This is a genomic window from Tamlana sp. s12, from assembly GCF_016767215.1.
GTDB classification, from domain to species: Bacteria; Bacteroidota; Bacteroidia; order Flavobacteriales; family Flavobacteriaceae; genus Pseudotamlana; species Pseudotamlana agarivorans.
Genome location: NZ_CP068547.1, coordinates 160474 through 175789, shown reverse-complemented (window position 1 = coordinate 175789; position 15316 = coordinate 160474). Strand labels below are relative to the sequence as shown.

Below are 15316 nucleotides of genomic sequence, written 5' to 3'. Positions count from 1 at the left end.
AGGTTTCTCTATTTGGTTTGTTTTTTGTTTTTAGTATCGACGTTTTCTTGGGTTTTGGAAGTTGAATCGTTTAAGGCTTCTTTTTTCTCTTCTTTCTCTTGGGCTGCTTTAAACATGGAATCCCAAAGTTCTTTAAATTTATTAAACTCTTGGGTAAAAAGAATGGCAATTCCTGTAGCGATAGTTTGTCCGTCTATAACATTTTCATATTCACTTTTTCTGAAACCACGAAGTTTATAGCGTCCATCTTTTGTGAGCATATACTCAAGACTTACATTACCAATTAAAGGTGTAGGTTCTCTACTTCCCTGTATGGCAACTTCGCTACCAACTTTTACAATTAAACGATCGTGAAACAGTTTTTTCTGTGCCGCAATGTCTAAGTTCGTTCTGTCTTCGGGAGCATCACCTTGATAATCGGTGTAACTGTTTAACCCGAAATCCAAATCAAAACCAGAGTCTCCTAAAAGTTTATCTGAAAACACATTTAATTGGTCGGAGAGTGCGCTGTTTAAGTTGTCTCTAGCTATAGCGTTAAATCCACCTTCACTACCATCACTGTTAGAGTCCGGATAGAAACGGTTTAAAACCAAAAGGGAAAAAACTTGCTTATTTAAGGCATCGGGCTCCTGATTAATTTGTTGCACTCGTCCGTAAATCTGACCGCTAGCCATACCTTGATCATCTTCGGGCATGTCTAAATTAAAGGACAGAACAGGAGCAGTTAGTTCGCCGTCAATATTTAAGTAAACGATAAAGGGTAGTACTTGTTGGAATCTACCTTGATCGGAAATGTCGGCCCCAGAAGACGTGGATGCCATTAATCCAGCGGCCGATGTTTCAATATTATAAATAGCACGAATGTCTAAGTCGGCATCAAAAGGGCTGCCAGACCATGTCACACGACTGTCAGGGGCTAACTCAAATCTTCTGTTAACTAAATGGTATAGACTCATCTCGTAATGACCACCAGATACGTTGTACACACCAGCTAGATTCATTTGTCCGTTTGGCCTCATCGTAAAATCAAATTCACCTTCACCAAAAACTTTAAAATTATCATTGGTTTGTTCGTCAATGACAATAGAAAACGTTGCGTTTTTTCCAACTTTTATATAGCTTGAAATATCAAAACCTGTTAACTTGCTGGTTTGTTCGCTGGCTTGTGTTAGTATGGCATCGGGGTTATTTCGATTTACGAAACGTACTATCCCATCGCGCGACTCGACATCGACCGATGAGGACGGCATAACGTAAGTCACATCTGTTTCAGAATCTACCGTAAGTTTTAAATCCACTTTCGGAATTTCCAAATCACCAGTAATTTTCGCGTCAGCATCAAAAACAATTTTTCCGTATAGCAGGTCATTATCATCCTTTGTGGCATTTAAAACTTGAAAGTTTTTAGCACTCAGACTTAAATCGAAAGTCGGATTAATAAAGGATTCTGTGCCGATATTTCCAGCAATGTCGAAGGTGTTATTGTTTTCGTCTTGAACAGTGAAATCGGTAAAATAAACACCTTTATTATCAATTTTTAAAGTTTCATCAAGTAAAGCAAAAGCAGTATTGAATTTAACAATTTTGAATTTTGCATTGCTGAAATTTATGGTTCCATCATAATTAGGCTTTTCAGTAGTGCCACTAATTTTGAAACGTCCTTTAAAAAAGCCTTCAGTTTCTGATACCTCTCCATCGGTAAAGCCTTCTAGGGCATGCATATTGAAGGTTTTGAGATTGAGGTCTAAGTTTAAATTAGCTTTATCGCTTTCTGATTTATAAGTTCCTTTAAGGTCTAAATCAATTTCGCCTCCAGAAAGCGTGCTTTCTAAGGTATAGTTATTAGCTCCAACCGATTTTCCATGTAAACTTAAACGCCCCATGTTTATGTTTTTAACCTTAAGTTGCGAGATGTCTAAGTCGGCAATAATTCCGGGCTTATTAAGTGGGTCTTGAACAATAAAGTCACCGTTTAAAACCCCTTCAGCCAAGGGAGTTTCAGGATTGAAATATTCTAAAATTTCATTTATTTTAAAGTTTTTATATGCAACAGCGATATGGTCTGTATGGACCTTAGGTAATTGGTTAGTGACTTCTATCGACTGTTCGTTCTTGGTGATTTTAAAGTTATTAAATGAAATTTTATCCTTTGTAAATAGGATGGCATTGTCTTCTGGGATGCTCCAATTTTCCTTATTTAGTTTTAAATTTTCAGGATAAACATGAAATTTTATATCGTTTTCAACACCTGTTACAACAGCCCTAACATCTGTAAGTTCGGTGCCCTTGTAAGCAGCATTAAAATCTAACTGTAATTCATTATTCTTTTGTACGCCGGTTATATAGGTTTCAGGAAGTAATAGTGGTCCTGCGTTAATTTCTTTAAACCCTAAATTAAAAAGAAACTCATCTTTATAGGTGTTAATTAATACCGATAAACTGTCAATAGTATTGTCACTGTAGTTTATATGAGGAGCGTCCACAATGGCTACTAACTGCCTATCAAGTTCTTTAAATTCGACATCTATTTTAACGGTATCAACCTCTTTTAGATTTACTAAAAAGACATTGTTTATTACGGGTGATTGCGCGAGTTTTGCTTGTAATTTAAGTTCTACCGGGTTTTGAAGCGTATCGAGAGTAGCGCTTCTGTCTTCTCTATAAAAGTAACTTAATACATGGTTTTTTAGGGCTTTACTAAATACGAGAGGTGTGGCATTAGATTGTAAATCTAGATTTAGTATTTTGTTTTCAACTTGTACCGATGTGGTGTCTTCTCGAACATGTGCGTTGGCTTTTAATTGGCCTAACAAGTAGGTTTTGCTGTCATAAACCACAACGCCATCGCTTAGCATGGCGCCAGCGTCGAAACTCTTAGAGTCTCCCTTGAAATTTCCGCTTAAGGTAAACCCTGTTTTAATATCTTGTTCTGTTAAACCTAGTGCTTGGAGGTTGGCGCCAGCTAAATTAAGGTCCATTTTTAATTCTGGGGCTATGGAATCTAGAATAACAAAAGCATCTAGGTTGATATCAATATTTTGGTCTTTATAAACGGATGTAATTTCACCTTGTCCATTTATAATATTACCAACTATTTCCAAATTTTCAATCGGGTACTCATTGTAGCTGAAATTATTAACCACAGCTACTAATTTACCATCTAAATCATTTATGGTTTTACCGCCGCCTTCGGCATCAACTGTAACGCTTAATTTGCCTAGTTTTTCAATATTTAAAAGTTTGTCTAATTCGTATTCTTCAACCGTAATATGGGTTTTAAAATGAATGTCGTTAAGGTTTTCAAACTGACCTTCGATACTCGCAAATCCTTGCTCTGATACTAGTTTGCTATCGGTTGCTATAGCATTCAATGCACCAGAAATATTACCAGATAACATCATTTTATTAGGGATGCTTATCGTAGAGTCTGATATAGCCACAAAGCGTTCAATGTCTGATTTTTTTGTAGTAAATCGGTAGCTAGGAATTTTGAATTTTAAGGAATCGGTTTGTGTTGCATTTTTAATTTGACCTTTCAGTACTAATTTGGTAGAATCACCCCAAGACACATTAAAACTAGGGATTTGAATGTCTGAAACATACCCAGAGGCCTTGGCGTGGCCAGACAGCCTTTTTTTACTTAGGATTTGTAAATATTCATTGTTTTTTAAATCCGGTTGAAAAAGAAAAATATCATTAAAATCGAAGCGGAATTTTGAAAGAACAAGGTCAATTTTCGATTTTTCAGGGTGATTCATGAAGCTGTTAATCTCTGAATATTCCATATTCAAATCACCCAGAACCAAATCATTATTAAGAGCGATATCTAAATTTTTAAGAGTTAAGTTGGTGTTGCTAAAAACGGCTTCTGTGCTTAATTGTTTTAAATGTAATCCCGAGCCTTCTTGAAATTGTCCTTTTTCAACATGAATACCCACGCCACTTTTGTTCATATAAGCGGTATTGGCAATAAGGCTTAGGTTTTTAAAGTCTAAGGCATTGGCATTAAAAACGCCCTTTTGAGCTTTATGGTTATTTACAAAATAACCGATATCGTTATTTTCTATATGTGCCTGATTAACTTTGATGTCAAAATCAGGCCATTCAAAAGCTTCAGAATTATTTGTTTCTGCAGCCTCAGAACTATTTGCAACGTCGTTTAATTGGAGTTTTACTGTAGAATGCCTTAATGCGATTTCATCTAAATAAATGCGATTGGTCTCTAGGTTAATGTCGGTCGATTCTGCAGAAAAATCGTTAATCGTGGTATTTAATTCTAAATTAGAGGTGTTCGATTTGTAATGTACTTTAACCGCTTCTAAAACAAATGATTCAACTAAAAAGGAAGGCAGCACGCTACTTGTGGTATCGTTATCTATAATTTTAGATTCATTTTGAATGACATCTATTTTAGCTTCAGAAATTTTGGCCTCTGGAGCATTAAATACCATACTGTCCAGATCTATTTTCTTTAAATCTAAAAAGAGTTCGTTAAACTTTGCTTTGGTATTAATGCCAATAAGTTCGTCGTCGAATGATATTTCGAAATCTTTTAAATCTAAGTTTCTTAGAATAAGATTCATGCTTGTAGAGCTGGTGTCTACTTCGGTAACAGCAGTGCTGTCTTCGGAAGCAAAAGCATCAATTAGGAAATTAAAATTATAACCTACTATAGAGTCTTTGCGCCAAATATGGGCACGTACACCTTCCCAATCTAAGCCATCTACACCAATACTTTTTCCTGTAATTAAAGGAATAAGTGCAATGTTAGCTTCTAAGGATTTTGAATAAAGTAAGGTGTCTTGTTGTTTGTCTTCTAAATAAACGCCCGTAATTTTTATATCACCATCAAAGGTTAAAAAAAGCGATTCGATGTCAATTTTGGTGTCCGTTTTGGAGGTAACATAATCGATGGCTTTATTTTTAATGAAGTTTTGCGCCCAAGGTGTTCTTATGACTAAAACCAAAAGAATAAAAAATAAAAAAAAGCCAATAATAACCTTGCCAAGGATTCGTAAACCACGGTATTTCTTTTTTTTTGGTGTTGGGCTTTCTTTTGTTATGTTTTGTGTTTCTTCTTTCAGGTGTAGGTGTTTATTGCTTTGAGGGGATAAAAGTAATGTATTTTAAGATTATTTTAACGGGTGACTGCGTAAAATTTCTTGTACGATTTTTAAATGGTGCTTCGTATGAATTTCTAAAAACCGCATGGTCTGTTTTTTAGATAAATTCCCAAAAATATGATGTTTAAAATAAGCATGAGGGTCTAGTGTTTTTATAATACTTAATGCTGTTTTAGCATGTTCTAACTGTTCGTGTAAATCCTTGTCGGAAATGATTATTTTTTCAGAAACTACTTTTTTTGGCGCTTTGGCTTTGCCTCGCGGAAAAGATCCGAGGATAAAAATAAGCCAACGTGTTGTGTTGAATTTAGATTTGTATTCGCTAGGATTAGACCCGGCCAATACCTCACAAACCACATTAAAGACTTTTAAACTATGGTCTAGGTGCCACCCAACAGTTACTTTAGAAATGTTTGAATCTTCTATGTTTTTATTAGTGATGTTTGATTCAATTTCTAATAAAAGTGATTGAAGTTTCTGTAACGAGCTGTTTATCATGGTCTGAATTATTTCTAAAAGATATTAAATTAATCCTTAACTTTAGTGGATTCCAACTATAACCAACCTATTGTTTCATTTAAAACTAATATGATATGCTACCCTTTAGATCTGAAATTAGGAACTCCCCATCGCACCCTACTATTAAAATTTTTTTAAGTGATGAAACGCTTGTGCCTCGAGTTAAAAAGCATTTAGAGCATTTTGAAGACATCGAATATTCAGAAATTAGAAAAACCCACGGCAGAAATCGTGAAGAAGATAACATTACAGTGTTTCTTAAAGACCATGTGGATATCAATAAATTGAAGTCGTCTATCGATTCCAGTTTATGGTGGTATTTTGAAGAAGATATGGTGGAATAATAAGAGTCAAGAGTTTTAATGATGATTTTTAAGGTGTTCGATCGGAGTCGAGAACAATAATTTTCATCAAAACCTCACATCTGGACTTCGCTCGAAGACCGTTGGGAATGTGTAAGGTGTTGTCTTTTGAAGACTATGGTCGACGCAGATATTTTGATTTAATTTGTTAGATGAATTGAGTTCTGCTTTTGCGTTAGGGATTGAACGGCTTGTTTGAGCTCCCCGACCTTAGTAGGGAGCGAGTAGTGAAAGCCCGACCCTTGGGGTAACGCCCAACTTATCCATATTGTTCCTCTTGCTTCAGAATTGAAATGATAAAAAAATCCCAAACATGACTGCTTGGGATTTTGAATTATAATTGATAAGATTTCCGCCTACGCGGAAATGAAAAATTAGTATCTGTAGTGTTCTGGTTTGTAAGGCCCATCAACGGTTACACCAATATAACTAGCTTGCTCTTCGCGTAATTCGGTTAATTCTACACCAATTTTTGCTAAATGAAGTTTGGCTACTTTTTCATCTAAAGATTTTGGTAGCATGTACACTTTGTTTTCATATGCATCGGCGTTTGTCCAAAGCTCGATTTGTGCTAAGGTTTGGTTGGTGAATGAGTTGCTCATTACAAAACTTGGGTGACCTGTAGCACAACCTAAGTTTACTAAGCGCCCTTCGGCAAGAATGATAACATCTTTACCGTCGATGGTGTATTTATCAACCTGAGGTTTAATGGTGTTTTTGGTGTGACCGTGGTTTTTGTTTAACCAAGCCATATCAATTTCATTATCGAAATGCCCAATGTTACAAACGATCGCTTTGTCTTTTAAAGCTTCGAAATGACGGGCTTGAACGATGTCTTTATTTCCTGTAGTAGTGATTACAATATCAGTGTTACCAATAACAGTTTCTAGTTTTTTAACCTCAAAACCATCCATAGCTGCTTGAAGCGCACAAATTGGATCGATTTCAGTTACGGTTACAATACTTCCAGCACCTTTAAAAGAGGCAGCAGTACCTTTACCAACATCACCATAACCACAAACGGTTACACGTTTTCCGGCAAGCATGATATCTGTAGCACGACGAATCGCGTCTACAGCAGATTCTTTACATCCGTATTTGTTATCGAATTTCGATTTTGTTACCGAATCGTTTACGTTTATAGCAGGCATTGGTAAAGTCCCTTTCTTTACACGCTCGTAAAGTCTGTGAACACCTGTTGTTGTTTCTTCAGATAAACCGTTAATTCCAGCAGCTAACTCTGGGTATTTGTCTAAAACCATATTGGTTAAATCGCCGCCATCATCAAGAATCATGTTAAGTGGTTTTCTGTCTTCACCAAAAAATAAAGTTTGCTCGATACACCAGTCAAATTCTTCTTCAGTCATATCTTTCCAAGCGTAAACCGCAGTTCCAGCAGCAGCAATGGCAGCAGCAGCTTGATCTTGTGTAGAGAATATGTTACAAGAACTCCAAGTTACTTCGGCACCTAAAGCTTGTAAAGTTTCAATTAAAACCGCCGTTTGAATGGTCATATGTAAACAACCAGCAATTCTTGCTCCTTTTAAAGGTTGTGAATCGCCGTATTCTTCGCGTAAGCTCATTAATCCTGGCATTTCTGCTTCAGCTAATTCTATTTCTTTTCTCCCCCAATCGGCAAGTGTAATGTCTTTTACCTTATTTGCTACGTATGGAATTGTTTTTGTACTCATATCAATTTTTCTTTTTGTTAAAACCTAAACTTCATTGTGAATAGTACTTAAAATACTTAAATTCGCCTGTCAATAAAGCCCTGAAATATTTAGGAGCTGCAAAGGTAATCAATAAGTTTTAGATTTTAAATGCCTCTTTATAAAACCATAACACCAAACTCGCAAACTACTGTTAAAATCTGGAAGATTGAAGAATCCTACAACGATTTATTTGATGCAGTGGCTTTAAAACCTGAAACCTTACAACGTGTTTTGGGCATGAAAAGCGAATTACACCAGCGCGGTTTTCTTAGTGTACGCAAATTATTGGCCGAATTTGGATATGATGATTTCGATTTATATTACGACGAAAACGGAAAACCTCATTTAAAAGATGGTAAACAGATTTCTATAACGCATTCCTTTATTTTTTCTGCGGTAATTATCTCCGATAGTATTGTGGGTATTGATATTGAAAAACAACGTGAAAAAATTCCAGTAATCGCCCATAAGTTTATAGACTATGAGTTTGATTATCTTGATAAAAGTGCCCCCCATTATATTAGGAAACTCACCGCGATTTGGTGTGTTAAAGAATCTTTATATAAATTATTCGCGACGCCAGGATTGAGTTTTAAAGACTACTTTTTAGTGATTCCTTTTGAGTTGAAAGATGAAGAAACGAAGGCATGGATTGATTACAAAGACAAAAAACATCCTTATAATATTCATTTTTTAGAATTTGAAGGTTTTACCTGTGCTTATGCTGTTAATAGTTAAATTGTTATAAAGTTATAAAGTTATAAAGTAGGGGAGTTAGGGCTTAAACGTTAGTGAAACATTTGTGGTGAATAACATATACCAAAACATATTAAAATCGGTTTTAGAGAAAAAAAAGCTATTAGCGGTTTTAATAGACCCTGATAAATTTCCTGTTGAAAATGCTGCTTCTTTTCTGCAAAAAGTAAACGCCTCCCAAACCACACATATTTTGGTTGGAGGTAGTACGGTTGATGATTTTGTGACTGAAATATTGGTTGTTGAAATTAAAAAGCACACGCCGTTACCTGTGGTTTTATTTCCAGGTGATGTGACACAAATCACCAATAAGGCCGATGCTATTTTGTTTTTATCGCTTATTTCTGGGCGAAATCCAGAGTATTTGATTGGAAAACACGTTAAAGCGGTTTCAAAATTACAAAAGAGTACCTTGGAGGTCATCCCCACAGGCTATTTATTAATTGAAAGTGGAAAAGTAACTGCGGTTGAACGTGTTACTGGTGAAAAGCCTTTGAGCAGATCGAACACTCAAGAGGTTGCTGATACCGCTTACGCCGGACAATTGCTAGGCATGAAACTCATTTACCTAGAAGCGGGTAGTGGTGCTAAATCAGCTTTAACGGGCTCTATGATTTCTGAAGTCAAAAAAACTTTAAATATTCCACTCATCGTTGGTGGTGGTATTAGAAGTAAACAACAGCTGGATGATGCCTACAGCGCAGGAGCCGATTTGGTAGTAATAGGTACCGCATTTGAAGAAAATACCGCATTTTTTGAAGAATTAAAAAGAGTGAAACATTATGAAAGCCCATAATGGGCATTTGGTAAATAAAGGGCATTACCCACCGAAATAATTAAATAACTGAACCAGAGGTTCTTGATAAAATTTAAATAAATGAAAATATCCGTTGAATTAACGTTAACACCGCTTCAAGACAACTACGAGCCTGTCATTATTCATTTTATTAAAAAATTGCGTGATTCTGGTTTAACCGTTCTCGAAAATCCGTTAAGTACACAGGTTTATGGCGATTATGATGTAGTGATGGCCTTGCTAACTTCTGAAATTAAAGAAGCTTTCGAATTGATTGAGCATGGTTTACTTTACATGAAAATCGTAAAATCTGATAGACACGACTATGAACCACATTTTTGATTGGTTTTTTTCGCAATATCAAGGGATTCCAACACACCTTGTGGTCTTGGAGTTTATTGGTGTCTTTTTTGGTTTTTTGAGTGTTTGGTACTCTAAGCAAGAAAATATTTTAGTGTATCCTACCGGTATTATTAGTACCGCAATTTTCGTGTATATTTTGTTTGTTTATAGTCTTTTAGGAGACATGCTTATAAACGCCTATTATTTTATAATGAGCATTTATGGCTGGTATTATTGGACACGAAAAGACGCCAATAATCACGAAGTTCCTGTTACGGTTACTACAAAAAAGGAGCAGGTTTGGAGTCTAATCATTTTTTTGTTAACGATCATGTTTATCGTTATTTTTTACAAGTTGAACGATAAATTTAATGGATGGACCGCTTATGTCGATACCTTTACTACCGCCGTATTTTTTGTAGGTATGTGGCTTATGGCTAAAAAGAAACTTGAAAACTGGGTGTATTGGATTATTGGTGATATCATTTCGGTACCCCTTTACTATTATAAAGGATTAATGTTTACATCCTTTCAATATTTAATTTTTACAATAATTGCCATTTATGGCTATAAAGCATGGAAGAAAAGTTTAAACAACAGCCCTCAGATGTTATAAAAGTGGTGTTGTTTGGGCCAGAATCCACGGGAAAAACCACGCTATCCAGACAACTTGCGCGATATTACAGTTCGGTTTGGGTACCGGAGTATGCTCGTGAGTATCTTCAAAACAAATGGAATAACGAGCGAAAAACCTGTGAGCCTAAAGATTTACTTCCCATTGCCGAAGGCCAAATGCGCTTAGAAAATGAATTGGCTCAAAAAACAAATACGGTTTTAATTTGCGATACCGATTTATTGGAAACTAAAGTATATTCTGAAGTTTACTATTTAGGATCCTGCGACCCCATACTTGAAAAATATGCTTTGGAAAATACTTACGATTTGTATTTTTTGACCTATATTGATACGCCCTGGGAAGCAGACGATTTAAGGGATAAGCCAGACCAACGCGAAGCCATGTTTGAAGCTTTTCAAAACGAACTAATTAAACATAATAAACCCTATGTTTTACTAAAAGGGAGTAAAATACAACGCCTTGAAACCGCCGTAAAACATATTGATAAACTATTAAAACAAAACCCTCATGTTTGAAGATAGAGATATACAACAAATCTATAGCAAAGGCATCACACTAAACCAAATTAAAGCCCAAGTCGCTCGATTAGAAGATGGTATGACCCATTCTGTTTTAATTGGAGCTGCTACCATAGGAAAAGGAATAGAACGCTATGACGCTTCTGAAACTGAAAAATTAGTGCAGTTATACGAAGCGAAGAAAGAAAACTTAAGTATTTTGAAATTTGTGCCAGCTTCGGGTGCAGCCACAAGGATGTTTAAATTTTTATTCCAGTTTTTACAAAAGTACAATCCTTCCAAAGAAACTATGGAATCTTACATTGGTAAGGAGGCAAATAGCCAAGTGGAAACCTTTATTTCTAATTTGAAACAGTTTCCATTTTATGATGAGGTTATTTCCAAAGCACGTGATACTCATCCAAATTTTGATAATTTATCTCGCGGTGAGCGTTGTCTGTATTTCGTAAAAATGATGCTAGATGAAGATGCTTTAAACTACAGTTTTTTTCCAAAAGGTTTATTGCCATTTCATCAATATAATGGAAAAATTGCTACCGCTTTTCAAGAACATTTGTTTGAAGCGACCTTGTATGCCTCTTCAGAAAATCAAGCAAATTTACATTTTACGGTTTCAGAAAAACATCAAGAATATTTCGATAAGACCCTAAAAGCGATTAAATCGGATTTAGAAGCCGAAACAGGTGTAACTTTCAATATTGCTTTTTCATTTCAGAAGGAGACTACTGAAACTGTTGCTCTAACCACTAAAGATGAGGTTTATAAAAATGAAGATGGTTCTATTTTATTCAGACCAGCAGGACACGGTGCTTTATTAGAGAATTTAAACGATTTAGATCACGATATTATCTTCATTAAAAACATTGATAATATTGTAGTTGCCGATAAAAACATCGAGGTATCTAATTATAAAAAACTATTGGCTGGTGTTTTACTAGAAGCCCAAGAAAAGGTGTTTGCTTATTTGCAAAAATTAACAGAAGGTACTGCTGAAGAAGCTGATTTTAACTTAATGGTTTTGTTTTTACGTTACCGATTAAATGTACCTGTAAGCGTCGATTTTGACACCTATACTTTTGAAGAAAAAACAGCGTATTTAATTGATAAGTTTAACCGCCCTATTCGTGTTTGTGGTATGGTTAAAAATCAAGGAGAGCCTGGTGGCGGACCATTTTGGGTGAAGGATAAAAACGACGAAGTGTCGCTTCAAATTGTAGAGTTCGCACAAATCGATTTTAGTAAAACCGTCCAACAGGGAATCGTTTATAAAGCCACACACTTTAATCCAACCGATTTGGTTTGTGGTGTGAAAGATTATAAGGGGAATAAATTCAATCTGAAAGATTTTGTAGATCCCGAAGCTGCTTTTATCACTTCTAAAACGCATAATGGCGTCGATATAAAAGCTTTAGAGTTACCAGGACTATGGAACGGAAGTATGGCTTATTGGAATTCTATTTTTGTTGAAGTGCCGTTAGAAACGTTTAATCCAGTAAAAACGGTAAATGACTTGCTGAAGCCAGAACATCAAGCATCCTAATGTTTGATAAAGAAAACATCATAAAAGAATTAAATTTTAAGGCCATTCGCAGTTCGGGTAGTGGCGGGCAACATGTTAATAAAGTGGCTTCAAAAATTGAATTGAGTTTCGATTTGAATGCTTCTTTAGCGCTCTCCGATGTTCAGAAAGAACGCCTGTTTAAAAAACTAGAAAACCGATTGACAAAAGATGGTCTTTTAATTTTATTCTGTGATGAAAGTAGGAGCCAGCATAAAAATAAAACCCTGGCTATTTCTCGATTTTTAGACTTGCTAGAACAAGCCTTAAAAGTAAGAAAACGCCGTATTCCTACTAAAATTCCAAAATCAGTCATTAAAAAACGTCTTAAAAGTAAAAAGCAACTGTCTGATAAAAAGGTAAATAGACGAAAACCCGACTGGGATTAAAAAACTTTGTTTAAAGTGAGCTATTTACAAATTGCTTAGTAATTTTGCAGCGTTCTCATAAAGGGGTGCCCATGCCAGTGAACGATTATGAGTTTTTATTGAATAGGTTTGTTGTAAGGCAATTAATTATTCATGATTAACTTTTAATTTTTAACTCCAAAAGGGCTGAGATCATACCCATTGAACCTGGAACAGGTCATGCTGTTTAGGGATTTGAATTAATGAAGATTTTAAAACGTCCCATTTAATTCTAAAAACAAACCAAAATTTAAAGAATAATAGCCTCTTTTTATTCGATCATCATAATAAGATTAATATGAAATCGAATCAGAAAAAAATAATAAAATCGCTTTTTATTTTTGCTGTTTTATTGTTGTCATTTAGCAGTTATGCTCAAGAAAATGATAAGCCGGTAGACTCTACGGTAACCGAAAATCTTGACGAAGTTTTAGTAAAAGCAGTACGTGTAAGCGCCGATGCGCCAATCACGCACTCCAATATGACTAAAGAACAACTGGAAAAACGTAATCTCGGACAAGATATTCCAACCCTTTTAAACTATTTGCCATCGGTAGTAACAACCAGTGATGCCGGAGCAGGTATTGGGTATTCTGGTATCCGTGTGCGTGGTACCGATGCCACTCGTGTTAATGTCACCATTAACGGGATTCCGTATAACGATCCAGAAAGTCAGGGAACCTTTTGGGTGAATTTAGGCGATTTTGCCTCTTCAACCGAGAGCTTACAGTTGCAACGTGGTGTAGGAACCTCTACCAATGGTTCGGGAGCTTTTGGTGCGAGTTTAAACTTGTTAACCGATAAAGTGTCGGATATCGCTTCCGCGGAAATTGCCAATAGCTTCGGAAGTTTCAACACCAGTAAACACACCGTAAAGATGACCACCGGGCTTATAAAGGATCATTTTGAAGTATCCGGAAGGTTCTCTAAAATTTATTCCGATGGTTATGTAGATCGCGCATATACCGATTTAAAATCTTATTTCCTTCAAGGGGTGTATAAAGATGATAATACCTTAATTAAGGTCTTAACTTTCGGTAACCAAGAGAAAACCTATCAGGCTTGGTATGGATTAACGGCTGATGAGTTGGAAGAAGACCGTCGTCAAAATCCGTATACCTACGACAACGAAATTGATGCCTATTGGCAAGACCATTACCAATTGCATTGGAATCAACGTTTTGATAATAACTGGTCTACAAACTTAGGGTTAAACTATACCAAAGGAAAAGGGTATTTCGAGCAGTATGAGGGAGAAACTACCGATATCGATTTATATAATGGAATTGTAGTAGCGACTGATATTAATTACGATGGCGTGCCAATAACCGATGTAATTCGTAGACGTTGGTTGGATAACGATTTTTATGTGGTAAATGCGAACGTTACTTACAAAAATAATACGTTAGAGCTCATTTCTGGACTATCATATAATACTTACTCTGGCGATCATTTTGGGGAAGTTATTTGGGCTAGAGAATTTGCTCCCGATGCCGAGATTAGGGATCATTACTATGATGGCGATGCAACTAAAAATGATTTTAGTATCTTCTCTAAAGCTACTTTCAAATTTGCACAAAAATTTACAGGTTTTGTGGATTTACAAGGACGATTTGTGCACTATACCACCGATGGGATTAACTCCGATGGTGTGCCTTTTGTGACCGATGCAAACTTCAGTTTTTTTAATCCTAAGGTTGGCTTAACTTATAAACACTGTGATTTTAATAGTTTCTATACCTCTTTTGCTGTGGCTAACCGCGAACCTAATAGAGACGATTTTAAAGCTGGTATTACCGAAAATGAGACACTTTACGATCTAGAATTAGGTTGGCGTTATAATAGTAATAAGCTTCAAGTAAACACCAATATGTATTATATGTATTATAGAAATCAGTTGGTGCTTACTGGTGAATTGGACGATGTAGGAAGCCCTATTCGTGCTACCAGTGGGAAAAGTTATCGTTTAGGTCTGGAAGTTGATGCTAATATGTTGTTTAACCAATGGTTTAGCATGAATACCAACGTGACTTTAAGTCAAAATAAAAACAGAGATTTTACCACGTCTATTGATGGAGAATTGGTAGACTTAGGTGAAACCAATATTTCATTCTCTCCTAATGTTGTGGTTGGTAATGCGTTTAACTTTTCGCCTATAGATCATTTACAGCTTTCGCTTTTAAGTAAGTATGTTGGCGAACAGTACATGGGGAATACCGATAATGACGATTCTAAATTGCCAGATTATTTTGTAAGTGACCTCAGTGTAACTTATGAAATTATTCCAAAGAAAATTTTTAGATCTATTGTGATTTCGGGATTAGCTAATAATATTTTTAACCGTGAATACGTGTCTAACGGTTATTTTGGTTCTTACGATTACACCGATCCATCAAGTCCTACCGGAATTACTACCGGTTATTTTGAAGGCTATTATCCGCAGGCGACTGCAAACTTTTTAGTAGGAGTGAATTTGAAGTTTTAGTTTTTGTCAGGTTGAGTTGTCGAAACTCGTGTTGACAACGTATAATGGAATAAAATATATAGATCAGACCTTTCAGGTTTTTAAAACCTGAAAGGTCTTTT

General features: G+C 35.8%; 12 protein-coding genes. 9 read left to right on the top strand and 3 right to left on the bottom strand.

Features of this window, described 5'->3' with window-relative positions; translation table 11 throughout:
* Positions 1–8: 8 nt before the first annotated feature.
* Positions 9–4967, bottom strand: coding sequence for a translocation/assembly module TamB domain-containing protein (locus tag JJL45_RS00795; protein ID WP_082935835.1), 4959 nt, complete (start codon positions 4965–4967; stop codon positions 9–11).
* Positions 4968–5132: 165 nt separating this feature from the next.
* A complete protein-coding gene (locus JJL45_RS00790) occupies positions 5133–5621 on the bottom strand; it encodes a DUF1569 domain-containing protein (protein WP_068601397.1) in 489 nt (162 codons plus the stop codon).
* A gap of 95 nt (positions 5622–5716) precedes the next feature.
* Between JJL45_RS00790 and JJL45_RS00785 the strand changes: the two genes are divergently transcribed.
* Positions 5717–5986, top strand: coding sequence for a hypothetical protein (locus JJL45_RS00785; protein ID WP_067144864.1), 270 nt, complete (start codon positions 5717–5719; stop codon positions 5984–5986).
* 392 nt (positions 5987–6378) lie between these two features.
* Here the strand turns inward: JJL45_RS00785 and ahcY are convergent, their stop codons facing one another.
* Positions 6379–7695, bottom strand: a complete 1317-nt coding sequence (ahcY, locus tag JJL45_RS00780) for an adenosylhomocysteinase (protein ID WP_068601399.1) — start codon at positions 7693–7695, stop codon at positions 6379–6381.
* A 129-nt stretch (positions 7696–7824) separates the two neighbouring features.
* Here ahcY and JJL45_RS00775 point away from each other — a divergent pair, with 129 nt between their 5' ends.
* From JJL45_RS00775 to JJL45_RS00740, 8 genes are all read left to right on the top strand, one after another.
* Positions 7825–8454 carry a 4'-phosphopantetheinyl transferase family protein gene (locus JJL45_RS00775; RefSeq protein ID WP_068601400.1) on the top strand — a complete coding sequence of 210 codons (630 nt, stop codon included), beginning with the start codon at positions 7825–7827 and terminating at the stop codon, positions 8452–8454.
* A gap of 67 nt (positions 8455–8521) precedes the next feature.
* Positions 8522–9268, top strand: coding sequence for a geranylgeranylglyceryl/heptaprenylglyceryl phosphate synthase (locus tag JJL45_RS00770; RefSeq protein WP_068601402.1), 747 nt, complete (start codon positions 8522–8524; stop codon positions 9266–9268).
* 81 nt (positions 9269–9349) lie between these two features.
* On the top strand, positions 9350–9610 hold the full coding sequence (locus tag JJL45_RS00765; RefSeq protein WP_068601405.1) for a hypothetical protein: 261 nt from the start codon (positions 9350–9352) through the stop codon (positions 9608–9610).
* Positions 9594–10226: a nicotinamide riboside transporter PnuC gene (gene pnuC / locus JJL45_RS00760; protein WP_068601407.1), complete on the top strand. Its 633-nt coding sequence runs from the start codon at positions 9594–9596 to the stop codon at positions 10224–10226. The genes JJL45_RS00765 and pnuC overlap by 17 nt, the downstream gene beginning before the upstream one ends.
* Positions 10187–10762, top strand: a complete 576-nt coding sequence (locus JJL45_RS00755; RefSeq protein WP_068601409.1) for an AAA family ATPase — start codon at positions 10187–10189, stop codon at positions 10760–10762. The genes pnuC and JJL45_RS00755 overlap by 40 nt, the downstream gene beginning before the upstream one ends.
* Positions 10755–12305 carry a DUF4301 family protein gene (locus tag JJL45_RS00750; RefSeq protein WP_068601411.1) on the top strand — a complete coding sequence of 517 codons (1551 nt, stop codon included), beginning with the start codon at positions 10755–10757 and terminating at the stop codon, positions 12303–12305. The genes JJL45_RS00755 and JJL45_RS00750 overlap by 8 nt, the downstream gene beginning before the upstream one ends.
* Positions 12305–12712 carry an alternative ribosome rescue aminoacyl-tRNA hydrolase ArfB gene (gene arfB, locus JJL45_RS00745; RefSeq protein ID WP_068601413.1) on the top strand — a complete coding sequence of 136 codons (408 nt, stop codon included), beginning with the start codon at positions 12305–12307 and terminating at the stop codon, positions 12710–12712. The genes JJL45_RS00750 and arfB overlap by 1 nt, the downstream gene beginning before the upstream one ends.
* A gap of 316 nt (positions 12713–13028) precedes the next feature.
* Positions 13029–15215, top strand: a complete 2187-nt coding sequence (locus JJL45_RS00740; RefSeq protein WP_068601414.1) for a TonB-dependent receptor — start codon at positions 13029–13031, stop codon at positions 15213–15215.
* The last annotated feature ends 101 nt before the right edge of the window (positions 15216–15316 follow it).